Here is a 24,880-nt window from a genome sequence, read left to right on the forward strand (position 1 = left end):
CGTTGGTCGGGTAGCGCCTTTTTTTTAGCCAGAACTGTCAATTCTGACAGTAGGCGGGAGAGGAAAAATAGGACTCACTTAAGGGAGTTCCTTGGCCGGGTTGGGCGGGTCGAGGATACCTACCTCTTTTGAACACGGAGTTCTGAAAATGGCCAAGCAAACCTCCACTCCTGAAACCCCCTCAAGTACCGACAATGCGTCAACGCCACAAAACCTTGAATCAATTACAGCACAACCGCAGGCGCTGGAAGTTGCAGCGCCAATCATTTCCAGTGAGCTGTACGGGACGATTACTACGGAAGCGATGAAGAAAGGCTCATACCTGACTGTCGATTCGCGCATGGACAGGTCGGACATCATCGTAAAATTCAGGATAGAAGAAGAACCGGACATAACGTTTGAGCCGATTGTCGACTCAAGTGGGGTGTCGGGCACCAGAGAAATTCCGATTCCTCTGAAGTACCTGACCAGGGCCATGAGGTTCACACTGGTTTTATGGTACGAGGGAGCGGTGGGCGGCAAACCAGCGGTTTCACTGGCCAAGTACGTAACGGTGAACTTTTACCCCGCAGAGCAGAGTAAAGCGTTAGCGCCTAAGTTGAGAGATGAAAAAATAGTCGAAAATACACCAAGGTACGACATGCACGATCACGAAGGGGACGAGAAGGTTGACATACCGATTCCCGATCTTGCGCAAGAAGGCGATAAAATTTACTGCAGTGTCATTACGACGCAATTTGAGAAAAACCCCGCCTCCTATCTTGTAGTTTACGGATATGCATTAACGCTCGAAGATATAAAAGCAGGCCAAAACCTTGAGTTCTCCATTCCTCGTGGTTGGCTTGCACGTCAAAAACCAACCGAAGAAGCGATCACTTGCCACGCGGGTTGGATTACCAGTGGCTTGCCGGCCGAACCGCCGAAGGACACTGATAACCCCGATGAGAAGACCTTTCTTCCAGCGAATGCTCTTGATATCCAGTATCGTCGTACCGCTCAATTCATTGGGGATCAAGGCTTGGAAGATTTGCAGCCTCCCCACTTGCGACAGTCTGCTTTTTTCGACGATAAGTGGTGCCTTAACCCCGAACTCACAAAAAACGGGGGAGATGTAGACGCGCCGGAGCTGGACACTTATGCAGGTGATCAGATCTGCTTTTACGTAAGTGGGCCCGGGTACGGATCAAAGTCACTTGGCTGCGTAGAGATTCAAAACGATGGAGAGCAGGCATCGGTCAAGTTGCCACGCTGTGTGATTGCCTGTTTCTTTAACAAGCCGATGGCGCTGAGCTATACCGTTCGATTTCCTAACTTGATGGGGCCTGAACCACAGTCTCCGGAGCGAGTGGTCAATGTACTTAAACCTAAACTTTCACAGTCGGAGATTGCAGAGGCGACCCACGGTAAGGTCAATCTCAATATTTTCTCTGAGGACGCAACGGCGTTTGTTCAGATAGGGGATTATGCCACCTGCGCCAATTATTGCTGGGCGTGGATCACAGGTACGCATGAGCACGGAAGTGACTATCGGTCTGATATTCTGATCAAGGAGCCTGTTACCGAGGACTGGATGAATAAAGGCGTTGAAACATTTATCCCCAGAGATAAGCTGCAAAAAATGGACGATTGCAGTGACTTTGAACTGCATTTTGCCTTTAGCTTCTGCGAAGCCTCTGAACGATCAGACGCTATTGAAACTCCGGCCGCGAAGTTCCATATCATCCAGGAAGACCTGGTGCTGCTCCAACCCACCGTCGACAAGGCGCAAGACAATGAATTGGAGCCGTGGAACGCTAGGGATGGCCTGGAAGTGACTGTCAGTTACTTGCGTATGAGCGGAAAACATGAGATCGCTCTATGTTGGGAGAGACCCAACGGACTCTACTGGACACTGGAGCCTCAACCCGGCAGTCGTGAAGGCGTTGTCAAATTTCTCCTGCCTGCTGAAGCCGTGATCGAGAGCATGGGCAAAACCCCGAAGATTATTTACACCGTGACCACCACCTGTAGGGAGAAGGCCCAGACTTCATTGCCGCTGAATTTGAAGATCAATCTGCCCACACGGCTGAATGCTCCGAACGTGCTGGAGGCGACGCCGCCAGAGACCCAGAACGCCATCTTGGACACCAGAATATTTGCCGGGAATGCCAACTCCCACGAAGACCCTATGTGGTTTTTGCGGGCAGGCCAGAAGTGTTGGCTGCGGGCAAAGGGAACGGATAAAAACGACAGCCCTTATACGTTCGATATATATGCCGACAGGACCATTACACCCCAGGAGGTAACAGAGGGGGTGGGATATCCAGTCCTGCGATCCGAGTTAGATAAATTAAAAGACAACACCCAGTTGACGCTGACATTCAGTGTGGCAACGGACGCTAGCTTGAATGAGAATGTGGTGTGTCCATCGCGGACACTGGTCGTGCGCGTGATCACGTTAGTCACCGAGGACTTTACGACTACGCTGCCGGGTTACTTTCCGGCGGGCTCTCCAGCACAGGCGCCGACAATGACCATTACAGCCAGGTCCGGTATCGTCGGTATCCATGCGGCTTCACCAGCTGTTCCTGGAATGACCTCAGGCAATGCCATCGCATTGAGTTGCTCCACTGGCACTGAGGGGCCGACGCCCTCTCAATCAGTTGACCTATTTCTGAAGCGTGAGTATCTGCGTGTCAGGTTTGCTTTTACGCGCAATGCCTATTACGGGGTGTGCTATTTCTATGGCCGAAACGGCGAACTCCTTGGAACTCGCTCGGGATTGCCAGTCAATAGCTGGGTAGACTTCAGCGCCCCGGATGGGAAGTTAATCAGCAAAATTAGCGTCGTCAGCCAACAGCACTCTTATTTGGATAGCTTCCAGTTCTACTACTGACTAAGTGGGCCGGCTTGTCGGCCTAGTGCTTTTTTAAAATGCTCCCGGTAACGCGGGAGCATTTCTTTTTTACGCTACTTCGGCCCCAGTATCTTCACCAACTTATCCGGCGAAGGCGCGCCTTGCTGCTGCTGCAACCCCCCTTTGTCATCCAGATAGAAAATCGCCGGCGTCGCCGACAACTCCAGTTCATCCATCAGCTTCATATTCGCATCAAGCTTGGCCTCGACCTCGGCCGGGATCTTTTCCAAGGCCTTGAGCTTGCTGCCCTTGCCGGCCGCTTCGTGCTCTTGCAGGGCTTTTTGCGGGTCTTTGGCGGCGAGCAGGGCGGCGGATTTGCCTGGGCTGTCTTCGCGGATGATGCCGACCATGATGTGGCGCAACTGCACCTTGCCGGCCTTGACCCATGGGCGGGCCTGTTCCCAGAACATGTTGCAATACGGGCAGTTGGGGTCGCTGAACAGGTAGACGGTGCGCGGCGCGTTTTTATCGCCGTCCTGGATCCAGCTGCTGTTTTCCATCTTGGCCCAGACTTCCTTGGCCATCGGCGCGTACACCAGTTTTTCCAGGGGCGCGGTGCTCAGGTCATTGCCCTGGGCGTCGTACAGGTTGCCGGCGATGACGTTTTTGCCGTCGGCGGTCAAGTACAGGGCCATGCCACGGTTCTGGTACTGGGCTGCGTAGCCGGTGAGGCCGCTGGGGGCGTCGAATTTGCCGATGATCTTGGCACCTTTGGCTTCGATCTGTTTGATCGGGGCCGGCAGGTCTTCGGCCTGGGCCAGCGCAGCGGCTAGCGTCAACGGCAGCAGGGTCAGCAGGTGGCGGAGGCGAGGCATGTCGGTTTCCTTATCGTGGCGTTGTCGAAGGGTTCCATGGCGCGGGCCAGGCTGGCTTCGGAGAGTTCGCCCAGGTGGCTGTTGATCAGGCGCCCATCGGCTTGGTAGAACAGCGTAGTCGGCAGCGCCATGGAACCCACGGCCTGGCCGAGGCGGCCGCTGGCGTCGAACAGCACGTTGTCCAGGTTCAGACCCTGGGTGGCCAGGTAGGTGCTGACGCTTTGCATGCTTTCGGCCTGGTTGACGAACAGGAAGGTCACGTCGGGGCGCATGCGCTGGGCGTTTTCCAGCACCGGCATTTCGCGTCGGCACGGCGGGCACCAGGTGGCCCACAGGTTGATCACCAGCGGGCCGCCCTGATAATCCGCCAGTTGCACCACTTCGCCATTGGCGTTGCGTAGGGTGATGTCCGGCAGGCGCGTGCCTTTTTCATACAGGCTCAGGGACAGGCTGGTCATGCCCCAGAACAACAGGCCGGTGATCACCCCGGCGCTGAGCGGCTTGCGCAGGGCAGGGCGACGCCAGCCGTAGACCAGCGCGCCGAGGATCAGCGCGATGATCCCGGGCCAGGCGAGAAAGCCGCCGTCACGCAGGTCGACCATCTCCACCCAGTCGTTGCTGTAATAACTCCAGTACATCAGCACAAAGCTGACCCGGGCGGCGAGCAGGCCCAGCAGGAACAGGCTGAACAGCACCGACTCCGGGTTCTCGCCGCCGCGCTTGGCCACGCGCCAGCCCACCAGGGTGGCGAGAATCAGTGCGCTGATCAGCAGCAGGTGATTCAGGGCGATGGCGAAGGTGCCGATGGTCAGGGTCAGCATCAGAGGGCATCCCGCGTCTGGGTCCAGCGTTGCAGGAAGGCGGCGGCGTCTACTTCGCCGGTGATGCGTTGGGCGCGGCGTTCTTCACCGTCCGGGCCGATCCACACGAAGCTCGGTGGCCCCGGCACTTTGTAGCGGCCCAGCAGCTCGCGGCTGGCGGCGTTGTCGGCGGTGACGTCCAGGCGTAACAGGCGCACGTCTTTGAGCGCGTCCATCACCTCGGGTTTGCCAAACACCTGTTTCTCCATGATCTTGCACGACACGCACCAGTCGGCGTAGTAGTCCAACAGCACCCACTGGCCCTGGGCCTTGGCGCTGTCGAGTTGGCTTTGCAATACTGCCGGGTCGCTGACCGTGGTGAAGGCATCGTGAGCGCTGGGTACATCGGCGACCCGCGAGCCGCTGTAGACCTTCAACGGCTGCCACAGCTCATCGCTGCCACCGGCCGCACCCACCACCAGCACCGCGCCCCACAGGCCCAGTACCAGGGAACCGGCGCCGAATACCTTGGCCGCCAGGCCGGACTCACGGGCCAGCGCCCAGCCACAGTACGCCATCACCAGCGCCAAGGCGCCCCACAGGCCGATCCACAGGCTGTCGCCGACCACCGGGCGAATCATCAGTACCGCGGTGCCCAGGAACAGGAAGCCGAAGACGCCCTTGAGCACATTCATCCAGGTGCCCGGCTTGGGCAGGAAGCGATTGCCCACGGTGACCAGCAGCAGCAAGGGAATGCCGATACCGATGCCCATGGCAAACAGGATCAGGCCACCGTGCAGCGCGTTGCCGCTCTGGGCGATGTACAGCAGGGCGCCAGCCAGGGGCGCGGTCATGCACGGCCCCACCAGCAGGCCGGACAATGCGCCGAGCACCCCTGCACCCACCAGGCTGCCACCGCTTTGCTGGCGGCTGACGTTATCGAGGCGGTCGCGCAGGAAGGCGGGCAGTTGCAATTCAAAGAAGCCGAACATCGGCAGAGCGAGCAGCACGAACAACGCCGCAAAGCTGCCGAGGATCCACGGTGTTTGCAAAAGTGCGGCAAGGTTGGCGCCGAGCAACGCGGCCATCACCCCCAAGGCGGCATATACCAGCGCCATGCACACGACGTAGCTGCCGGCCAGGGCAAAGCCACGGCGCGGGCTGGCGCCACTGCCCACTACCAGGCCGGCGAGGATCGGCAGCATCGGCAACGAGCAGGGTGCAAACGCCAACAGCAGGCCCAGGCCGAAGAACACCAGCAGGCTCCACCCCAGGCTGCGCTGTTGCAGGCCGCTGGCCAGGCTTTGATCCTGGGCTTGCGCGGTGGCGGCGACGGCCGGGTTGCCGCCCAGGTCCACGGTGATCGACTGCGGCGGATAGCACAGGCCCGCATCGGCGCAGCCCTGCCAGCCGAGCTTGACCTGGCCGGTGGTGCCGGCGGGGATCTTTACTTCCAGGCCCTGGCGATACACTTGCTGCTCGCCAAAGAACTCGTCGCTATGGGCTTCACCCTCGGGCAGCACGGGTTTTTCGGCCAGGCCGTCGAACTTCATGCGCTGCTGGTACAGGTAGTAACCGTCGGCAATCTGCCAGAACAGCTGGGTTTCGCCGCTTTCAAGACGTTCGGAGGTAAAGGCGAAGGCTTTGCCCACCGGGAGGAAGTCGGGTTTGGTTTCGAAGGGGCTGCCCGGCGCTGCCTGGGCGAATCCCGCGAACAACACCAGCAGAAAGGTAAACAGATGCCGCATGGTCAAGCCTTAGTTCGATGCAAGTGAGGCACACAATGTGTGGCGTTGATTAACCGATGATTAACCACCGCTATTCTAGAGTGTAGGGATTGTCCGGTGTTGCGAACTTTAGCGGCATAATGCGCGCTTAATCCGTGGCTTTTCTAATCGCGCCATCTTTCATGAAGGGTTAACCATGCACGTACTGGTCTGTGAAGACGACGAACTGATCGCCAGTGGCATCGTGGCCGGCCTGACCGCCCAAGGCTTTACCGTGGAGCGCGTGGCCACGGCCTCGGCTGCGCGGGCGATGCTCAAGGCTGCGGCCTTCGACATCATGGTGCTCGACCTTGGCCTGCCCGACGAAGACGGCCTCAAGCTGCTGCAACAACAGCGCAGCCAGGGGTTGGAGATTCCGGTGCTGATCCTCACCGCGCGGGATTCGGTGACCAATCGCGTCGACGGCCTGCAAGCCGGCGCCGACGACTACCTGCTCAAGCCCTTTGACCTGCGTGAACTCGCCGCGCGCCTGCAAACCCTGCTGCGCCGGGTGGCAGGCCGTAGCGTCAACCTGATCGAACATGGCCGCCTGGCCTACGACCCCAGCAGCCGCGAGACCTTCCTCGGCGGCCAGCCGGTAGATTTGTCCCGGCGTGAACAGGCGTTGTTGCAGGCGCTGTTGCACAACAAGGGCCGCGTTCTGTCCAGCGAACAGCTCAAGGACAGCGTCTACGGCTTCAGTGACGAACTGGAAAGCAACGCGCTCAACGTGCACATCCACCACTTGCGACGCAAGTTGGGCAACGGCATCGTCGAAACCGTCAGGGGGCTGGGCTATCGCCTGGGCACGGCTGATGGGGGAGAAAACACGCCGTGATGAGCTTGCGTCTGCGCCTGACGTTCAAGCTGGGCGCCGCTTTTGTGCTGATCTGGGTGCTGGCGGCCGCCTGGATGCTCAACGATTTGCGCAACCAGATGATGTTTTCCCTGGACCAGCGCCTGGTGGCTTCGGCGCGCATGGTGGCCGGGCTCACCGAGCAGATGCCGGGCCTGGCCAGCGTCAGCGGTGGCGCGCATTTGCGCACCGAACAACTGAATGTGCCGGGCGGCATGGCCTGCCAGGTCAGTTCTTTGCGCGGCGAGATCCTGGCGCGCAGCCATACCACGCCGGAGGAAGGGCTGGAGTCGCGCCGCAGCGGTTTTCGCGACCAGATCATCGACGGTGTGGGCTGGCGCAGTTTTACCCTGTCCCGTGGCGATTTGCTGATCACCACCGCCGACCGCCAGGTGGAGCGCGAAGCCCTCAACCTGTCGATCCTGCTGGCGGCGTCGGTGCCGGTCGGCGTGGCGTTGCTGGGCTGCCTGTGCCTGCTGTGGCTGGGCATCGGCCAGAGCCTGGTGCCGCTCAACCGTATGCGTGACGCGCTGATGCGGCGCAGTGCCGATTCCCTCGAACCCTTGCAGATTCACCCGCTGCCCAGCGAACTCAAACCGTTGCTCGACACCCAGAACCAACTGCTGCAACGCATCGCCAAGACCATCGAGCGCGAACGTCGCCTGACCGGTGATGCCGCCCATGAACTGCGCAGCCCGTTGACCGCGATCAAGACCCACCTGCAAGTCGCGCGCATGACCGAGGGCGCGGCCCGCGACCAGTCCCTGGCGCACGCCGAGGAGGGCGCCGACCGCTTGCATCGCACCCTGGAGCAACTGTTGTTGCTGGCGCGGGTGGAAGGCAGCCTGTCGTTTGATGATGGCTTGCAATCGAGTGCCGAGGAAGTCGCCCGGTTGGCGATCCAGGATGCCAACGCCGGTGACAATTCCCGTATCGATCTGATCCTGGCGCCGGATCTCTCCCACGTTCCGGTAGAAATGCCCGTGGGCCTGGCCGTCGCGGCCTTGCGTAACCTGCTGGACAACGCCTTGCGCCATACCCCCGCCGAGACTCGCGTGGAACTGCAGGTGTTTTCTACCCCGGATAACGTGGTGTTCCGCGTGCGTGACCATGGCCAGCAGATCTCCAGCGAAGACCTGCAATACCTCACCCAACGCTTCTGGCGCAATGGCAGCAGCGAAGGCTGTGGCCTGGGCCTGGCGATTGTCCAGGCGATTGTGCAACGTTGCTCCTGCTCGTTGCATTTTGACAGCCAGCCCGACGGTATGCGGGTCGACCTGGGCATGCCATTGCGGCGCTGAACTGACTTTTCACGTGGCAAATAATTACCGCCCGCCTGAGGCTCAAGCCTTCAGGATGGCGGTAATTTTTTTGCGCTTGAACGGGCCGAATGAGTCGGCCTGAATTGAAAAGGACCGTTCTTATGTTGGTGATCGACACCAGTTTCCCCGCCAGGGATTTCAACGACCGCCGCGGCGAAACCGTGCAACAGGTGGTTTTGCACTACACCGCTTCGCCCTTTGCTTCCTCGCTACGCACCCTCACTCAAGATGGCGTCAGCGCTCACTATCTGCTGCCCGACCCTGATGAACCCAGCTACCGCGCCGCCGGTTATGAAGAACTGCGGGTGTTTCGCCTGGTGGACGAGGGCCAGCGCGCCTGGCATGCCGGCGTGAGCTATTGGGCGGGGAAGGCTGACCTCAACAGCCGCTCGATGGGCATTGAAATCGTCAACCTGGCGCGGGATGACGCCGGCGTCTTTACCTTTCCTGAATACACGTTGGCACAGATTGACGTACTGATTGAATTGCTTCGCGACTTGCTGGAGCGCTATCCGCAGGTCGGCCCCACTGACTGGCTCGGGCATTCGGATGTGGCCTACTGGCGCAAGAGCGACCCGGGGCCTCGGCTGCCCTGGCGTGTGCTGCATGAGGCCGGCATCGGGGCCTGGTTTGATCAATCGACCCGGGCGATGTACCAGCGCCGCTTTTGTCTCGGCTTGCCGCCGGAAGTGGAAGTGGAGCGGGCGTTTCAGCGGTATGGCTATAAGCCCGCGCAGAATCGCCAGGCCTTTGAGCAGCGTACCCGAGCGTTCCAGATGCACTTTCGGCCACTGGATTATTGTGGGTTCCTGGATGCAGAGACTTGCGCGATCTTGTATGCACTGAACGAAAAGTACCGTGGGATTTGATGCCGAGCACTGTTCAAATGTGGGTCCCCCATGTGGGAGGGGGCTTGCCTGCGAACACGACCTGACAGCCGACGCTTATCTACCTGACGCGCCGCGATCCAACTGTGGGAGCTGGCTTGCCTGCGATGACGGCCTGCCAGCCGACACTGTTATACCGAGTACATATCCATTGCTGCGGTAACGGCCACTTAGGGTTCCGCTCTGACAGCGGGTCACTTTTGGAAGGACCGGAATGCCGGCCCAGCCAAAAGTAACCAAAAGGTCCTCGCCCCAAATCACTGGCGGATTACGGCCAGCGTGGTTTAACGGGGCGCCTGAGATCAAAAGCAGATCAAGAGCGGCTCGCTTCGCATCGTGGTTAGCGGTGGCTGCGGCGAACTGCATAGTCGGTAAATATCCGACCAACCTCCTAAATCCCCGTGCACCTGAAGCGTCTCCACAACAGGAAATCCGTGCGCATGCCCTTGGGCCAGACGCCAACGGATCGGCAGTTTGGTCACCATCATCAGCGTATTGAGGGATCCAGAGATGTCAGTCGCTACCAGCCGTATCGAAGACGCCCCGGTGCAGGCCGCGGAAACGCTCTATCAGTTTGACGAAAGCCCGCTGCTGGCCCGTCAGCGCCAGCAGGAATCCAACGCCCGCAGCTACCCACGGCGCATTCCCCTGGCGCTCAAGCGCGCCAAGGGCATTTATGTGGAAGACGTGGAGGGGCGCCGGTTCATCGATTGCCTGGCCGGCGCCGGCACCCTGGCGCTGGGGCATAACCACCCGGTGGTGATCCAGGCCATCCAGCAAGTGTTGAGCGACGAACTGCCCCTGCACACCCTGGACCTGACTACGCCGGTCAAGGATCAATTCGTGCAGGACCTGTTCGGTTTGCTGCCCTCGGAACTGGCGCGGGAAGCCAAAATCCAGTTCTGCGGCCCCACCGGTACCGATGCGGTGGAAGCCGCGTTGAAGCTGGTGCGCACCGCCACCGGGCGCAGCACCGTGCTGTCGTTCCAGGGCGGCTATCACGGCATGAGCCAGGGCGCGCTGAGTCTGATGGGCAGCCTGGGGCCGAAGAAACCCTTGGGCGCATTGCTCGGCAACGGGGTGCAATTCCTGCCATTCCCGTATGACTACCGTTGCCCGTTTGGGCTGGGTGGCGCCGAAGGTGTGCGGGTCAACCTGCATTACCTGGAAAACCTGCTCAACGACCCGGAAGCCGGCGTGTTGCTGCCGGCGGCGGTGATTGTCGAAGTGGTCCAGGGTGAGGGCGGTGTGATCCCGGCGGACCTCGACTGGCTGCGTGGCCTGCGCCGTATCACCGCGCAAGCGGGGGTGGCGTTGATCGTCGATGAAATCCAGAGTGGCTTTGGGCGTACCGGCAAAATGTTTGCCTTCGAACACGCTGGCATCATCCCGGATGTGGTGGTCATGTCCAAAGCCATTGGCGGCAGCCTGCCGCTGGCGGTGGTGGTGTATCGCGAGTGGCTCGACACCTGGCTGCCGGGTGCCCATGCCGGGACCTTTCGCGGCAATCAAATGGCGATGGCGGCGGGCTCGGCGGTGATGCGCTACCTCAAGGATCACGACCTGGCAGGCCATGCGGCGGCCATGGGCGAGCGCCTGGGCGAACACCTGCGCATCCTGCAGCGCGACTTCCCGCACCTGGGGGATATCCGCGGGCGTGGGCTGATGCTGGGGGTGGAGCTGGTAGACCCGACTGGCACGCCTGACAGTCAGGGCCACCCACCGGTGCATCGCCAGTTGGCACCGCTGGTGCAGCGCGAATGCCTCAAGCGCGGGCTGATCCTGGAACTGGGCGGGCGCCATGGCAGTGTGGTGCGTTTCCTGCCACCGCTGGTGATCACCGCTGGCGAAGTCGACCAGGTGGCCGAGATTTTCGGGCGCGCCTTGGCGGCGGCCGTGGCCAGCGTCTAATTTTCCAGGCCCTTGGTACGTTTCTACAGATATCAGTGCTGCGCGTGGTGCGCAGCCAGCCTTTGAGCGACGGAGAACAGCAATGACCTCAGTATTTGACCGCGACGACATCCTCTTTCAGGTAGTGGTCAACCATGAAGAACAGTATTCGATCTGGCCCGACTACAAGGCCGTGCCAGAAGGCTGGCGCACCGTGGGCAAGAGCGGCATGAAGAAAGAATGCCTGGCCTACATCGAGGAAGTCTGGACTGACATGCGCCCGCTGAGCCTGCGCCAGAAAATGGATGGCGCGGCCCTCGCCAACTGATTCACCCCAATACACTGTAGGAGCGAGCTTGCTCGCGAAGAACGCAAGAACGCCGCGTTTACCCTGAATAAACGCGGCGTTCTGAAGTTTTTCGCGAGCAAGCTCGCTCCTACAGGGGGGTGTGGGTGTAAAGGTAATCCGTCGCCAACGACGCCAGTGTCCTCACGCCCACCACCAATGCCGACTCATCCACAAAGAACCCTGGGTTGTGATTCGGCGCCGCCTTGCTCATGTCCTGGTCCCTTGGGGTCACCCCCAGGAACACAAACAGCCCCGGCGCTTCCTTGGCATAGAACGAGAAGTCTTCGGCGCCACCTACCAATGGGCCTTGCACCACATCATCCTGAGCCGCCCAACGCAGGCTCGGCAGCATTTTCTCGGTCAGCGCCGGGTTGTTGATGGTGGGGTCGTACTTCTCGATGATTGTCACTTCGGCCTTGGCGCCACCGCTTTCGGCGATTTTCTCTACGGTTTGACGCACGTCTGCATGCAGCTTCTGACGAATGCCATAGTCGTAGGAGCGAATGGTGCCGCTCATGTCCACCGACTCGGGGATGATGTTGTAGCGAGTGCCACCGTTGATGGTGCCGATGCTCACCACAGAGGGGAATGACGAAATATCGGTACGGCGGCTGACCACGGTCTGCAGGCCGACAATGGTTTGCGCGCCGACGGTGATCGGGTCGATACCGTCCCAGGGGCGGCCGGCGTGGGTCTGTTTGCCGAGGATTTTGATGCGCAGGTCATCGGAGCTGGCCAAAGTCGGGCCCGGGCGATAGGCGATTTGCCCGGCAGGCACACCGGCCCATACGTGCAGGCCAAACACCGCATCCGGCTTGGGCGCTTTCATTACCCCTTCCTGCACCATCATCTTCGCGCCCCAGGTGTTCTTGCCGTCGGGGATAAAGTCGCTGGGGCCTTCTTCGGCCGGTTGGAAATAAAACACCACGGTGCCGGGCAGGCGCTCGCGCATCCCCGTAAGAATCTTCGCAGTGCTCAGCAGGATAGCGGTATGTGCGTCGTGGCCGCAGGCGTGCATCACGTCGACTTCCTTGCCCAGGTAGGTGCCCTTGGCTTTGGAGGCGAAGGGCAGGTCGGCGACTTCCTTGACCGGCAGCGCATCCATGTCGGCGCGCAGGGCCACGGTCGGGCCGGGCAGCGCACCTTTCAAGATGGCGACGACGCCGGTGCGGGCCACCCCGGTCTTCACCTCAAGGCCGAGTTCGCGCAACTGTTTGGCGACCAACTCGGCGGTGCGGGTTTCGGTATTGCCCAGTTCGGGGTGGGCGTGGATATCGCGGCGGGTTTCCAACAGGCTGGGTTCGAGGATTTTTGCCTGGGCGGCAATTTCCTCCCGGGCACTGTCCTGGCCGCTGCTGGCGGCAACCACGGCACTGCTCGCAACCGCGCCGAGCAACCCCAAAACCCATTGGTGTGTAAGACCGTTCATTCGCATACCAACCTCTCCTTGCTTATTGTTGTGGATCTTTCTCCTGCACGCTGCCGGCGGTCAGCACCTGCACGCTCAAGCGCGGCGTTGCCAGGTCCAGCCCGGCTTCATCCAGGTGCCGTTTGAGCGACAGGTTGAACGCCCGCGACACTTCCCACTGCTTGATCGGCGCGGTCTTGAAACGTGCGCGCAGGATCGCGCTGCCGGACTCGAAACTTTCCACGCCCTGGATCTCCAGCGGCGACCAGATATTGCGGCGTTGCAACGGGTCGTTACGCATGGCGTGGCCGACCTCGCGCATCAGTTTGATCGCGTCGTCGATTTCCATGTTGTAGGGGATCGCCACGCGGAAGATCGCGTAGCCGAACTCCCGGGAGTAGTTCTTGATGCTCTTGATTTCGCTGAACGGGATGGTGTGCACGATGCCGTCGATATCGCGCAGGCGCACGGTACGGATGGTCAGGCCTTCCACCGTGCCGAGATGGCCGCCCACATCCACGTAGTCGTCGATGGCCAGGGAGTCTTCGATGATGATGAACAGGCCGGTGATCAAGTCCGCCACCAGCGACTGTGCACCAAAACCGATGGCGATACCGATCACACCCGCACCGGCCAGCAAGGGCGTGACGTTCATGCCCATGTTCGCCAGGGCGACGATGGCGGCTATGATGAAAATGGTCACGAACAGTACGTTGCGGATCAACGGCATCATGGTTTGCGCGCGGGCGTTGGCCAAGCCTTTGCGCGAGCGCGTCAGGGCGTGGTGGATCGCGGTGTCGCTGAGGATCCAGATCAGCCAGGCAAACAACAAGGTCCCACCGAGGCCGAACAGCTTTACGGCTATTTCATGGCCTTCACCTTCGGTAAAGCGAATCATCGACAGGCCCCAGACCCGCAGCCCCAGTTCGATAAATACCAGCCACACCACCAGGTGCACCAGGGTGTAGACAAAGCCTTTGAGGCGCTCGGAATACAGCGCATGGCGCTTGTGCCCGCGGTGCGGCTTGAGGGCGTGGCGGCGCACCAGGCCGTTGATCACCATGCACAACACCAGCAGCACCGTGCACAGCAACGACTGGCGCAGGGCGGTGCTGGTGTCGCCGGCCGACAGGAAGGTGGCGAACAGTGAGATGCCCACCAGCAGAAGAGCCGGGATGTACCAGAAGGTGCCGATGATCGACAGAGTATCGGTGAGGGCGCGGCGGGTCAGTCGGCGCGACAGCGGCTGGTTGCGGATCAGGTGCGCAATCGGACGGCGGAACCGCAGGATAAACACCCCGGTGGACAACGCCGCCATGACATTGGCCACGGTCGCGGCGGTGTGGGCCAGATGCTGGCCGAGCGCGGCAACCAGGCGCGGGTCGCTCAAGGCTTCACCGAAGGCGGCAAAGCTGCCGATCCACCACAGCGGGCGGAACGCCTGATGGCGCAGGATATACAGGGCACGGTGGCGGTGCGGGCCGTCGAGTACGGAGAAGGCAATCACGCAGATGGCCGAGAAGCAGGTGCCGACCACCAAGGCATAGGCCAGCACCATGGCCAACGATTTACCCAGGGATGAGGGCAGGGCGTAGCTCAGGTACACCGTGATCACCAGGGCGATCAGCCATGGGCCCAGCTTGCGCAGGGCGAAGCGCAGCATGTCCCAGGTGCGCGGGTGCTGGGGCAGCTCTTCGGGCAGGCCGAAACGCTCGCGCACCCGATGGCTGAGCCAGATCAGCGCAGCGGCCAGCAGGCTCCATACGGCCAGGATCACGGCAAAACCGAAGATGATCGGCAGCCATTCGCTGGCCGGCAGCATCAGGGCGGCCAGTTCATCCTTGGCCAGGTCGACTTCATTGGACCAGCGCCCCAACGGGCTGTCGGCGCCGGAAAACTGCTGCTCAAAGCCCGACAGCGTACTGCCGATCAACCCGAGTACCCCGAGTTCGGCGGCGGGCTGGGCCTTTTGCGTGGCGGCGCGCAGTTTCTTCAGGTCGCTGAGCAACTGGGTGCGTTGCTGGTCGTTTTCCAGGGTTTTGATCACTTCGTCCAGCGACTGCCCCAGGGGCACTTCCGCCTGGGGTTGGGTCTTGCTGGAGCCGCCCAGCATCCCGGGCAAGCCCACGGCTTGGGCGGGCATCACTGGCAGCAGCGTGAGCAGGGCGATCAGCAGGTAGCAGGGCAGGGCAAACAGACGGGAGAACACGAGGCGGTCAACCTTGAAAACGACGAATTGACCGAGTGTACGAGGCCGCTATGCCCAATGCGAGCGCATTTGTCACTGCGCCAGTTTGGCGAGGATCTTGTAGAGCACGGTGCCAAGGATCAACAGCATGCCGATCCACATGCCAAACACGCCCAGAGGCTTGTCACGAAAGTTGAAGCCGACCGCGAGCATGATCATGCCGATCACGATGGGGATCAGCATGGCGTGGAAGGAGGACATTGAGATCATGGCGGGGGCGGCCTTGTCGGACTGGAAGTTCTGACAAGTCTAGGCCGGATTGGCAGAAGTGCAGTTGATGTGAGTCAGATAGCCTTACATCTGTTTGGAAACCCATCGCGGGCAAGCCCGCTCCCACACTGAAATGCATTCACAGATCAAATGTGGGAGCGGGCTTGCCCGCAATGGGCGCGCCTCGGTCTCAGGGTAAATCGCGGCTGGCGTAGAACGCGCCCAGCACCTTGACCAGGTGCGCCAGGTCATGGCTGCCGCACAGCTCGCGGATCGAGTGCATGGCAAAGGTCGGCAAGCCGATGTCCACCGTGCGCACGCCCAGGTGGCTGGCGGTGATGGGGCCGATGGTCGAGCCACAGCCCATGTCGCTGCGCACCACGAAGCTCTGCACTGGCACTTCCTGGGCCATGCACAGGTGGCGGAAGAACCCGGCGGTTTCGCTGTTGGTGGCGTAGCGCTGGTTGCTGTTGACCTTGATCACCGGGCCGGCGTTGAGTTTCGGGCCGTGGTTGGCGTCGTGTTTCTCGGCGTAGTTGGGATGCACGCCGTGGGCGTTGTCTGCCGACACCAGCAGGGATTTCTGAATGGTGCGTACGAATTCTTCACCTTCGGGCAGCAGGCGACGTAGGGTCTGTTCCAGCATCGGACCATCGGCACCGCAGGCTGAGCAGGAACCGACTTCTTCGTGGTCGTTGCACACCAGCACGCAGGTTTCATCGGTGTCGCTGGTGAGCAAGGCTTGCAAACCGGCGTAGCACGACAGCAGGTTGTCCAGGCGCGCACCAGCGATAAAGTCGCCATTGAGGCCGATCACGGCGGCACTTTGGGTGTCGTAGAAACTCAGCTCGTAGTCGAGCACCACATCGGCATTCAACCCATGCTCGCGGGCCAACTGCTCGGTGAGCACGGCGCGAAAGTCCACGCGCTCGTCACCGGCAAACTGCGCGAGGATCGGCGGCAGCTCGGTCTGGGCATTGATCGCCCAGCCTTGGTTGGCTTCACGGTTGAGGTGAATGGCCAGGTTGGGAATGATGGCGATCGGCAGCTTGAAGTCGATCAGTTGGCTCTCGACCTTGCCATCGCGGCGGAAGGTGACACGCCCGGCCAGGGACAGGTCGCGGTCGAACCAGGGTGCCAGCAGCGCGCCGCCGTAGACTTCCACACCCAGTTGCCAGAAGCCCTGGCGTTGCAGCTCCGGCTGGGGCTTGACCCGCAGGCACGGGCTGTCGGTGTGGGCGCCGACCATGCGGATACCATCTTGCAGCGGCGATTGGCGGCCGAGCTTGAAGGCGATGATCGAGGAATCGTTGCGGGTCACGTAGTAGCGACCGTTGGCCTCGGTGGCCCAGGTGTCGCGCTCGTCGAGACGCTGGTAGCCGGCGGCTTCCAGGCGCTGGGCCAGGGCGGCAGTGGCATGAAAAGGAGTAGGGGAGGCCTTGAGGAAGTCGATCAGGCCTTGATTCAACGCTTCGCGCATAAATAGCTCCAGACAGCAGTGGCGAGAGTTTACCGTATTGGCCAGATATTTGGAGTGAGCGTGCAGGGTCGAGAACCACACCAAACCCTGTGGGAGCTGGCTTGCCTGCGATAGCGGTCTTTCTGTGCAAGATGTATTGGCTTGCACGCCGCTATCGCAGGCAAGCCAGCTCCCACATTTGACCGCATCCGCCCTTCAAAAAGGCGCTGGGCACTCGAAGCGCAGGCGCTCGCCGCTTTGCGGATGGGTGAAGCTGAGCATGCTTGCATGCAGGCACAGGCGTGGCCAGGCGGCCAAGGCTTGTTCATGGGCGTACAAGCCATCACCCAGCAACGGATGCCCGATGGACAACATATGCACGCGCAGCTGATGCGAACGCCCGGTGATCGGTGTCAACTCCACGCGGCACCAGTCGCCGCAACGCTCCAGCACTTTCCAGAAGGTCAGCGCATGTTTGCCGAACTCATGGTCCACCACATGGCGGGGCTTGGTCGGCGGGTCGTAGCGCAGGGGCAGGTCGATACTGCCGCTGTCCAGTGCCGGTTGGCCCCAGGCCAGGGCGGTGTAGGCCTTTTCTGTTTCGCGGTCGTGAAACTGGCGGGACAGTTCGCGGTGGGTATCCGCGTCCCGGGCCAGCAGGATGATCCCCGAAGTTTCCCAGTCCAGGCGATGGACGATGCGGGCTTCGGGGTAGCCGTTTTCCTGCAGGCGGGTGATCAGGCAGTCCTTGTTGTCGTCGGCGCGGCCAGGCACCGAGAGCAGCAGGGTGGGCTTGTTCACCACCAGGACAGCGTCGTCCTGATGCAGGATATGGATATTGGACAGCGGCATTAAACAGCCTCGTAACAAACACCAACGGCGGCTCCACTGACCGCCCCCTCACCCTGTAGGAGCGAGCTTGCTCGCGAAGAACTTATCGGCACTGCGTTCATTGAGGTTAAACGCGGTGTTCTCAGGTTTTTCGCGAGCAAGCTCGCTCCTACAGCAGTACAGGGCCAGGTAGCAGAGCCGCCGTGGCGACCGCCCGTTCGATCAACGATCGGGCAGGGTGATATTGAGTTCCAGAATCGAGCAGCTGCCGTCATTTTCCAGGGCGACATGCACGTCATCGTTGCCGATATTGACGTACTTGCGGATCACCTCGACCAGTTCCTTCTGCAAGGCTGGCAGGTAGTCCGGGGTGCTGCGTTGGCCGCGTTCGTGCGCCACGATGATCTGTAGACGCTCTTTCGCGACCGATGCGGTACTGGGTTTTTTGTTGGCGCGAAAGAAGTCGAGAAATTTCATTGTTTAGTTGCCTCCAAAGATACGCTCGAAGAATCCCTTCTTCTTGACATCGAGGAAGCGGTGTTCCACGGTCTTGCCCAGCAAGCGATCCACGGCATCGCTGTACGCCTGGCCGGCGTCGCTCTGGTCGTCGAGAATCACCGGTACGCCCTGGTTGGATGCTTTCAGCACGGCCTGGGATTCCGGGATCACGCCCAGCAGGGTCACGGCGAGAATTTCCTTCACGTCTTCAACACCGAGCATTTCGCCGTTGTTGACGCGCTCCGGGTTATAGCGGGTGAGCAGCAGGTGTTCCTTGATCGGGTCCTGGCCTTCTTCGGCGCGCTTGGACTTGCTGGCCAACAGGCCGAGCATGCGGTCCGAGTCACGTACCGAGGACACTTCCGGGTTGGTCACCACGATGGCTTCGTCGGCGAAGTACATCGCCAGGTGAGCACCGGTTTCGATACCGGCCGGCGAATCGCATACTACGTATTCGAAGGTTTCCTTGAGCTCGGCGAGGACTTTGCCCACGCCTTCTTTGGTCAGCGCGTCTTTGTCGCGGGTCTGGCTGGCGGCCAGCACGTACAGGTTCTCAAGGCGCTTGTCCTTGATCAGGGCCTGTTGCAGGTTGGCTTCGCCGTTCACCACGTTGACGAAGTCGTACACCACGCGACGCTCGCAGCCCATGATCAGGTCAAGGTTACGCAGGCCGACGTCGAAGTCGACGATGACTGTCTTGTGGCCGCGCAGAGCGAGGCCGGTACCGATAGCGGCGCTGGTGGTGGTCTTACCCACACCACCCTTGCCGGATGTAACCACGAGAATCTTGGCCAAGGTGTTTCACCCCTAAGGAAAAAGGACTTTCGGTCCCTGAAAAACATCTCTTGAAACTCGCCGCAGGCGGACAGCCTTTGCAGGAAAAAGCCGAGGTTTCCATGGGGAAACACCAACTTCCAAAAAGTCCTACACAAGTCTTGCCGGTTTCGCTTTGCTATCAGAGTCTAGAGATGCTTGGAAAATGCGGCAGTATCCGTTAAAGACGGATGATGTTCAACACATCGCCCGACAGGTTGACCTGTACCGAAGCGCCCCACAGTGGATCGCGGCGCAAATCTTCGGAAACCTTGTACTGACCCGCGATGGAAACCAGCTCAGCGGTCAACTGCTGGCAAAAAATACGCGCCTTGGTATCACCCTTGATGCCGGCCAGGGCGCGTCCGCGCATCGGGCCGTATACATGGATGTTGCCATCGGCAAGAAGTTCCGCCCCCGGGCTGACCGAGGAGACCACCACAAGGTCGCCACCCTGGGCGTAAATCTGCTGCCCGCCGCGTACCGGCGAGGTGATGATCTTTGTAGGCCTGATCGCAGGCTCGGGTGGTTTTTCCGGTTTTTTCTTTTCTTCGCCGACCAATGGCTCAAGCGCACGCTCGCGGGCGCCGGACGGTGGCAGTACTGGCAGTTCAATGGCGATGGCGGCGGCGATGTCTTCGATGCGGCTGGCGCGAATCGCCAGTGTGCGCAGGCCGTGGGAACGGCATACGCGCATCAGGCCGGGCAAATCAATCACGCCCTGGCCAGCCGGCAGCTTGTCCAGCGCCAGCACCAGCGGGGCGTTGTTGAAGAAGTTCGGCGCCAGGGCGACCTTGGCGGCCAGTTGGCGGTCCAGGGCGTCGAGGTCATTGCGGGCCAGTTCCAGCACGGTAATGGCGAGCATGCTGCCTTTTAGCTGGAACACGGGATCTTGGTCTAGCGGTTCGGTTTGGCTCATGGTCGGCGAAAGCGGCTTGTCACGAAAAGTGTCGAGACTTATAACGAGAACACTCACCCGCCGCAAGCCGAGTCGAACCGTTGTAGAATGCGCGGCCCTTGTCTTTACCGGAATCTGTAATGGATCGCCCGCGTTTTCGAGCTGTATTTCTTCACCCGCGTTTTTGGCTGCTATGGCTGGGGCTCGGCCTGCTGTGGCTGGTCACTCAATTGCCGTATCGGGCCCTGTTGACCATTGGTCGCCTGCTGGGCGCGGGCATGTACCGTGTGGCCGGTGATCGTCGCCGTATCGCGGCACGCAACCTTGAGCTGTGCTTCCCGGAAAAATCCGCCAAGGAACGCAAACGCCTGCTCAAGGAAAATTTCGCTTCCACCGGCATCGCCTTCTTTGAAATGGCCATGAGCTGGTGGTGGCCCAAGCCGCGCCTGGCGCGCCTGGCCCATGTCGAAGGGCTGGAGCACCTCACGCAGGCGCAGTTGGAAGGCAAGGGCGTGATTCTCATGGCGCTGCACTTCACCACCCTGGAAATCGGCGCGGCGCTGCTGGGGCAAAAGCACACCATTGACGGCATGTACCGCGAACACGGCAACCCGCTGTTCGACTTTATCCAGCGCCGTGGCCGCGAACGCCATAACCTCGACTCCCTGGCCGTGGAGCGTGACGACGTGCGCGGCATGCTCAAGCTGCTGCGCGCCGGCCGGGCCATCTGGTACGCGCCAGACCAGGACTACGGCGCCAAGCAAAGTATCTTCGTGCCGCTGTTCGGCATCCAGGCCGCCACCGTCACCGCCACCAGCAAGTTCGCCCGCCTGGGCAAGGCGCTGGTGGTGCCGTTTACCCAGGAGCGCCTGGCTGACGGCAGCGGTTACCGCCTGGTAATCCATGCGCCGCTGACCGACTTCCCGGGTGAAACCGACGAGGTCGACTGCCTGCGCATCAACCAGTGGGTCGAAGCCTCGGTGCGCGAATGCCCCGAGCAATACCTGTGGACGCACCGCCGGTTCAAGAGCCGGCCACCGGGTGAGCCCAAGTTGTACGAAAAGCGCCGTCGATAACCCCAACCCCTTCTCACATGGAGTGACGCAATGCGCCCAGCGGAACCGGTCACAGGTTTGATTCTTTCCGGCGGCGGGGCGCGCGCGGCGTATCAGGTGGGGGTGTTGGCGGCGATTGCCGAGTTGCTGCCTGCGGGGGCAGCGAATCCTTTTCCGGTGATCGTCGGCACCTCCGCTGGTGCGATCAATGCGGTGAGCCTGGCCAGTGGCGCCAGCGATTTTTCCGCGGCCATCCAACGGCTGACGTCCTTCTGGCAGGGCTTTCGCAGCCACCAGGTGCTGCGCAGTGACTGGCCGGGGGTGATGCGCCAGGCCAGTCGTTTCCTGATCCATAGCCTTTTGGGCCTGGGCAGCCAGGTGCCGGTGGCATTGCTCAACAGCTCGCCACTGCGCGACTTGTTGCAAGAGCGCTTGAACCTTGGCGGCATCGACGAGGCGATCCGTCGCCAGCATTTGCAGGCGGTGGCGGTGACCGCGTTTGGTTATGAGTCCGGGCAAGCGGTGACCTTCTATCAGGGCGGCGGCACCATTGATGCCTGGCTGCGCCATCGGCGTATCGGTGTGCCCACCCAATTGACCGTAGAGCACCTGCTGGCCAGTTCGGCGATCCCGCTGCTGTTTGCCCCGGTCAAACTCGGCCAGGAGTACTTCGGCGATGGCGCGGTGCGCCAGTCCGCCCCCATCAGCCCGGCCTTGCACCTAGGCGCCAGTCGCGTGTTGGTGGTGGGGGTGAGTGGCAACCCTCGGGGCAATGAACCTTCGGTGCAACGCAGTTACACCGGCCAGCAACCGACCCTGGCGCAAATTGGCGGGCACATGCTCAACAGCACGTTCATTGACAGCCTGGAAAGCGATATCGAGCTGCTGGAGCGCTTGAACCAGTTCAGCCGCGTCGTGCCTGTGGATGCGGCGGTCCAGGGCCTGGCGCCAGTGGAGGTGCTGGTGATTGCCCCCAGCCAGCCCATCGATGAAATCGCCGCGCGACATCGCCAGGAATTGCCGGCGGCACTGCGTGTGTTTTTGCGGGGGCCTGGGGCGACCAAGACCAGCGGCGCGGGGGTGTTGAGTTATCTGTTGTTCGAGGCGAAGTATTGCAGCGAGTTGATCGAACTGGGGCGCAAGGATGCCTTGGCCAAGCGCGAAGAAATCACCCGTTTCCTCGGCCTGACGCCGAACTGAATGTGGGAGCTGGCTTGCCTGCGATAGCGGTATGCCAGCCAACACTGCTGGCACAGACACACCGCGATCGCAGGCAAGCCAGCTCCCACAAGGAACCGCGATCAACCTTTAGAAGTGGTACTTGACCAGGAAGCTTGCCGTGTCCTGAGTCGTCTTGAAAGCGCCGCTGTCTTCAATCCCGTATTTGTTCTTCCAATAGTCGTATTCAAAACCCACATACAACTGCTTGTCGCCCCAATGCAAGGCTTTGCCCAAGTCGTATTTGACCTGTGGGTTGAAGTGCAGGTTGGCGTGGTAAGTGCCGCGGGCGTTCTTGTCGTTATCCACCACCCAGTCCATGAAACCGTCGATCAGCACGTCAGAATTACCCACGGGAATGGTGTACGACCACACCGGGGTGATCTGCCACACGCCGTCACCCGGGCGATTGCCTTCGGTCTGGCGCTGGTAGAAGTTCAGCTGGAAGTAGTCGAAACCGGGAATGTTCAAATCGAATGCCGGGCCCAGCAAGTAGGACTCGTTATCGCCCTCGCCGAACTCGTAGGTGAAGGCCAGCAGCACGTCCTTGATTGGGCCGAACGACAGGTCCTTGTCCAGGATCTTGCCGAACGACAAACGCGGGCTGAACTCGCCGTAGTAAGTATTCGGGCCGACATTGCCGTCTTCCTTGCCGTTGTAAAAGATACGGTCTAGGAAGAAGAAGTTATCGCCATACTTCCACGCGTCGGCATGTTCGAAGGTGACGGTTTGCTGGATCTGCGGGTTGACGGTAAAGCTCTTGCCCCACAGGTAAGTCAGGCTGTTGTTTTGCCACTGCAACAAGTCACCGGCTACGGCTTGGCCACCGGCCAACAGTGATCCTGCCAGCATCAGGCCTTTGAACATAGGTTTCATTCGGTTGCTCCCGAGTTAAAATTTTATGGTTTTTCTTCTACGCAGGCGCTCTGGTGTGGCGCCTTTTGGTTCGCTGCAAAAATCGTCTGTTCGGTCAGCTTTGATGCTTTTAGCAAGAGCTGCGCCAAGGTGTTCAAAAAGCCAAAAAATCCCCGTCGGCTGCAGCGGATGCAGTCGAATTCAGGGGACTTTTGTGCACTTTGGCAGCAAACATCAGGCCGGGATAAGTTGGCCTTGAGGTCAGCTTTTACATTCGCTGTTTTTTTTTGAGTCGATTCGAGCGGGCGCGGAGAATACTGGCTCCCAGGCCTGGGCTCAAGTGCGCTGTAACAGAGCGCGAGGGGCAAGAATGGGGCGCGGCGTGTGGCCGGCCCCATGTCAAGGTTGTGCATGTGGGTGTTCCCTGTTTGTTGTTATTTTTGTACTAACAAAGGAATCAATGCGTATGTGCGACTTCGGGGCGCTCAGCGCCGCCGAGAATGTTGAACAGGATGTTCAGCGACAGCGCACTGAGGGTGGCCATGGCGATGCCGCTGTGGGTAATCGGGCTCATCCACAACGGCAGCTGTGCGAAGAACTCCGGGCGTACCACGGGGATCAGGCCCATGCCGATACTCACTGCCACCAGCAACTGGTTACGGCGGTCGGCGATGTCGGCTTCCTGCAGAATCTTGATCCCGGTTGCCGCCACCATGCCGAACATCGCAATCGCCGCGCCGCCGAGTACCGCAGGTGGAATCGACGCCACCAGATAGGCCGCCTTGGGCAGCAGGCTGAGCACGATCAAGAACGCGCCGGCCATGAGCGTGACCGAGCGGCAGCGCACGCCGGTCATCTGCACCAGGCCGATATTCTGGGCGAAGGAGGAGTGGGTAAAGGTGTTGAAGAAGCCGGCAAAGAACGACGCGCCGGCATCACACAACAGGCCGCGTCGCAGCATCTTCGGCGTGACCTCCTGGCCGGTGATCTTGCCCAGGGCGAGGAACATGCCGGTGGACTCGACAAAAATGATCACCACCACCAGGCACATCGACAGGATTGGCGCCAACTCGAACTTGGGCATGCCAAAGTGCAACGGCGTTACCACCTGCACCCATGGCGCCTGGGCCAGGCCACTGAGGTCGACCATGCCGATCACGCCACACAGCGCGTAACCCAGGCCCATGCCGATCAGCACCGAGATGTTCACCCAGAAGCCGCGCATGAAGCGGTTGATCAGCAGGATCGTGGCCAGTACCAGGGCGGCAATCGCCAGGTAGACCGGCGAGCCAAACGTGGCGGCGGCGCTACCTCCGCCGGCCCAGTTCACCGCCACGGGAAACAGCGAAAGGCCGATGGCGGTGATCACGGTACCGGTCACCAGCGGTGGGAAAAAGCGCACCACCTTGGACATGAACGGCGCGATCAGCATGCCGAAGAACCCAGCGGCGATGGTCGCGCCGAAGATGCCCTGCAAACCGATGCCGGGCATGCCGGCCATGGCGACCATGCTGCCCACGGCGGCAAAACTGGCGCCCATCATCACCGGCATGCGGATGCCCATCGGGCCGATGCCGAACGACTGCACCATGGTGGCAATACCGGCTACGAGTAGGTCGGCGTTGATCAGAAAGGCGATTTCTTCACGGCTCAAGCCGGCGGCTTGGCCAATGATCAGGGGCACGGCGACGGCACCGCCGTACATCAGCAAGACGTGTTGCAGGCCTACCAGAATCAATTGCAAGAGGGGCAGCCGCACCATGGCGGGCGCGGCAGGAGTCTGCGTTTCTAACTGGGACATGCAAC

22 protein-coding genes are annotated in these 24,880 nt (G+C 60.8%); 8 read left to right on the forward strand and 14 right to left on the reverse strand.

From position 1 onward, the window contains the following. Positions 1-148: 148 nt before the first annotated feature. Positions 149-2,875, forward strand: a complete 2,727-nt coding sequence (locus tag TX24_RS04785) for a hypothetical protein (protein ID WP_003192863.1) — start codon at positions 149-151, stop codon at positions 2,873-2,875. Positions 2,876-2,949: 74 nt separating this feature from the next. Here the strand turns inward: TX24_RS04785 and dsbG are convergent, their stop codons facing one another. Genes dsbG through dsbD form a run of 3 tightly spaced genes read right to left on the reverse strand, consistent with a single transcriptional unit; the run spans position 2,950 to position 6,259 of the window. Further along, a complete protein-coding gene (gene dsbG, locus TX24_RS04790; RefSeq protein WP_044274929.1) occupies positions 2,950-3,711 on the reverse strand; it encodes a thiol:disulfide interchange protein DsbG in 762 nt (253 codons plus the stop codon). Beyond that, positions 3,687-4,532: a TlpA disulfide reductase family protein gene (locus TX24_RS04795; protein ID WP_057709798.1), complete on the reverse strand. Its 846-nt coding sequence runs from the start codon at positions 4,530-4,532 to the stop codon at positions 3,687-3,689. Before TX24_RS04795 ends, dsbG begins: the two co-directional genes overlap by 25 nt. Beyond that, a complete protein-coding gene (gene dsbD / locus TX24_RS04800) occupies positions 4,532-6,259 on the reverse strand; it encodes a protein-disulfide reductase DsbD (RefSeq protein ID WP_057709799.1) in 1,728 nt (575 codons plus the stop codon). Before dsbD ends, TX24_RS04795 begins: the two co-directional genes overlap by 1 nt. A 175-nt stretch (positions 6,260-6,434) precedes the next feature. Between dsbD and TX24_RS04805 the strand changes: the two genes are divergently transcribed. The 5 genes from TX24_RS04805 (at position 6,435) to TX24_RS04825 (ending at position 11,560) form a co-directional block, all read left to right on the forward strand. Next, entirely contained in the window at positions 6,435-7,115 is a 681-nt protein-coding gene (locus TX24_RS04805; protein WP_032895992.1) for a response regulator, read from the forward strand. Further along, positions 7,115-8,434, forward strand: a complete 1,320-nt coding sequence (locus tag TX24_RS04810) for an ATP-binding protein (protein ID WP_057709800.1) — start codon at positions 7,115-7,117, stop codon at positions 8,432-8,434. The genes TX24_RS04805 and TX24_RS04810 overlap by 1 nt, the downstream gene beginning before the upstream one ends. A gap of 122 nt (positions 8,435-8,556) precedes the next feature. Then, positions 8,557-9,324: an N-acetylmuramoyl-L-alanine amidase gene (locus tag TX24_RS04815; protein ID WP_057709801.1), complete on the forward strand. Its 768-nt coding sequence runs from the start codon at positions 8,557-8,559 to the stop codon at positions 9,322-9,324. 528 nt (positions 9,325-9,852) lie between these two features. Next, positions 9,853-11,253, forward strand: coding sequence for an aspartate aminotransferase family protein (locus TX24_RS04820; protein WP_057709802.1), 1,401 nt, complete (start codon positions 9,853-9,855; stop codon positions 11,251-11,253). Between the two features lie 82 nt (positions 11,254-11,335). Next, the gene (locus tag TX24_RS04825; protein ID WP_003192847.1) at positions 11,336-11,560 is read left to right on the forward strand and encodes an MbtH family protein; all 225 of its coding nucleotides are present in this window, start codon (positions 11,336-11,338) and stop codon (positions 11,558-11,560) included. A gap of 109 nt (positions 11,561-11,669) precedes the next feature. On the opposite strand, the gene TX24_RS04830 is transcribed toward TX24_RS04825, so the two are convergent. The 8 genes from TX24_RS04830 to minC form a co-directional block, all read right to left on the reverse strand. After that, positions 11,670-13,016 (reverse strand): amidohydrolase, encoded by a 1,347-nt coding sequence (locus TX24_RS04830; RefSeq protein WP_003192845.1) that lies wholly within the window; start codon positions 13,014-13,016, stop codon positions 11,670-11,672. A gap of 16 nt (positions 13,017-13,032) precedes the next feature. Continuing rightward, positions 13,033-15,198, reverse strand: a complete 2,166-nt coding sequence (locus tag TX24_RS04835; RefSeq protein ID WP_034136087.1) for a mechanosensitive ion channel family protein — start codon at positions 15,196-15,198, stop codon at positions 13,033-13,035. A gap of 72 nt (positions 15,199-15,270) precedes the next feature. After that, positions 15,271-15,447 carry a hypothetical protein gene (locus tag TX24_RS32100; RefSeq protein WP_164692207.1) on the reverse strand — a complete coding sequence of 59 codons (177 nt, stop codon included), beginning with the start codon at positions 15,445-15,447 and terminating at the stop codon, positions 15,271-15,273. Between the two features lie 190 nt (positions 15,448-15,637). Continuing rightward, positions 15,638-16,927 (reverse strand): M18 family aminopeptidase, encoded by a 1,290-nt coding sequence (locus tag TX24_RS04840; protein WP_003192841.1) that lies wholly within the window; start codon positions 16,925-16,927, stop codon positions 15,638-15,640. Between the two features lie 195 nt (positions 16,928-17,122). Beyond that, positions 17,123-17,758 (reverse strand): RluA family pseudouridine synthase, encoded by a 636-nt coding sequence (locus tag TX24_RS04845; RefSeq protein WP_003192838.1) that lies wholly within the window; start codon positions 17,756-17,758, stop codon positions 17,123-17,125. 201 nt (positions 17,759-17,959) lie between these two features. Next, the gene (gene minE / locus TX24_RS04850) at positions 17,960-18,214 is read right to left on the reverse strand and encodes a cell division topological specificity factor MinE (protein ID WP_003175252.1); all 255 of its coding nucleotides are present in this window, start codon (positions 18,212-18,214) and stop codon (positions 17,960-17,962) included. Positions 18,215-18,217: 3 nt separating this feature from the next. After that, entirely contained in the window at positions 18,218-19,030 is an 813-nt protein-coding gene (gene minD / locus TX24_RS04855) for a septum site-determining protein MinD (protein ID WP_003192835.1), read from the reverse strand. A gap of 199 nt (positions 19,031-19,229) precedes the next feature. Then, a complete protein-coding gene (minC, locus tag TX24_RS04860; protein WP_003192832.1) occupies positions 19,230-19,967 on the reverse strand; it encodes a septum site-determining protein MinC in 738 nt (245 codons plus the stop codon). Positions 19,968-20,086: 119 nt separating this feature from the next. On the opposite strand from minC, the gene TX24_RS04865 reads away from it, so the two are divergent. Together TX24_RS04865 and TX24_RS04870 are read left to right on the forward strand one after the other, a co-directional pair. After that, positions 20,087-21,022 carry a lipid A biosynthesis lauroyl acyltransferase gene (locus TX24_RS04865; RefSeq protein ID WP_003192830.1) on the forward strand — a complete coding sequence of 312 codons (936 nt, stop codon included), beginning with the start codon at positions 20,087-20,089 and terminating at the stop codon, positions 21,020-21,022. 30 nt (positions 21,023-21,052) lie between these two features. Next, the gene (locus tag TX24_RS04870; RefSeq protein WP_057709803.1) at positions 21,053-22,201 is read left to right on the forward strand and encodes a patatin-like phospholipase family protein; all 1,149 of its coding nucleotides are present in this window, start codon (positions 21,053-21,055) and stop codon (positions 22,199-22,201) included. Positions 22,202-22,309: 108 nt separating this feature from the next. Here TX24_RS04870 and TX24_RS04875 read toward each other — a convergent pair whose 3' ends face one another. Genes TX24_RS04875 through TX24_RS04880 form a run of 3 tightly spaced genes read right to left on the reverse strand, consistent with a single transcriptional unit; the run spans position 22,310 to position 24,875 of the window. Further along, entirely contained in the window at positions 22,310-23,095 is a 786-nt protein-coding gene (locus TX24_RS04875) for an outer membrane protein OmpK (protein WP_003192827.1), read from the reverse strand. Between the two features lie 23 nt (positions 23,096-23,118). Further along, positions 23,119-23,487 carry a hypothetical protein gene (locus TX24_RS31760; RefSeq protein WP_137204238.1) on the reverse strand — a complete coding sequence of 123 codons (369 nt, stop codon included), beginning with the start codon at positions 23,485-23,487 and terminating at the stop codon, positions 23,119-23,121. A 44-nt stretch (positions 23,488-23,531) separates the two neighbouring features. Beyond that, positions 23,532-24,875, reverse strand: a complete 1,344-nt coding sequence (locus TX24_RS04880) for a nucleobase:cation symporter-2 family protein (protein WP_032896003.1) — start codon at positions 24,873-24,875, stop codon at positions 23,532-23,534. Positions 24,876-24,880 lie beyond the last annotated feature (5 nt).

It is taken from the genome of Pseudomonas lactis, from assembly GCF_001439845.1.
Taxonomy (GTDB): domain Bacteria; phylum Pseudomonadota; class Gammaproteobacteria; order Pseudomonadales; family Pseudomonadaceae; genus Aquipseudomonas; species Aquipseudomonas lactis.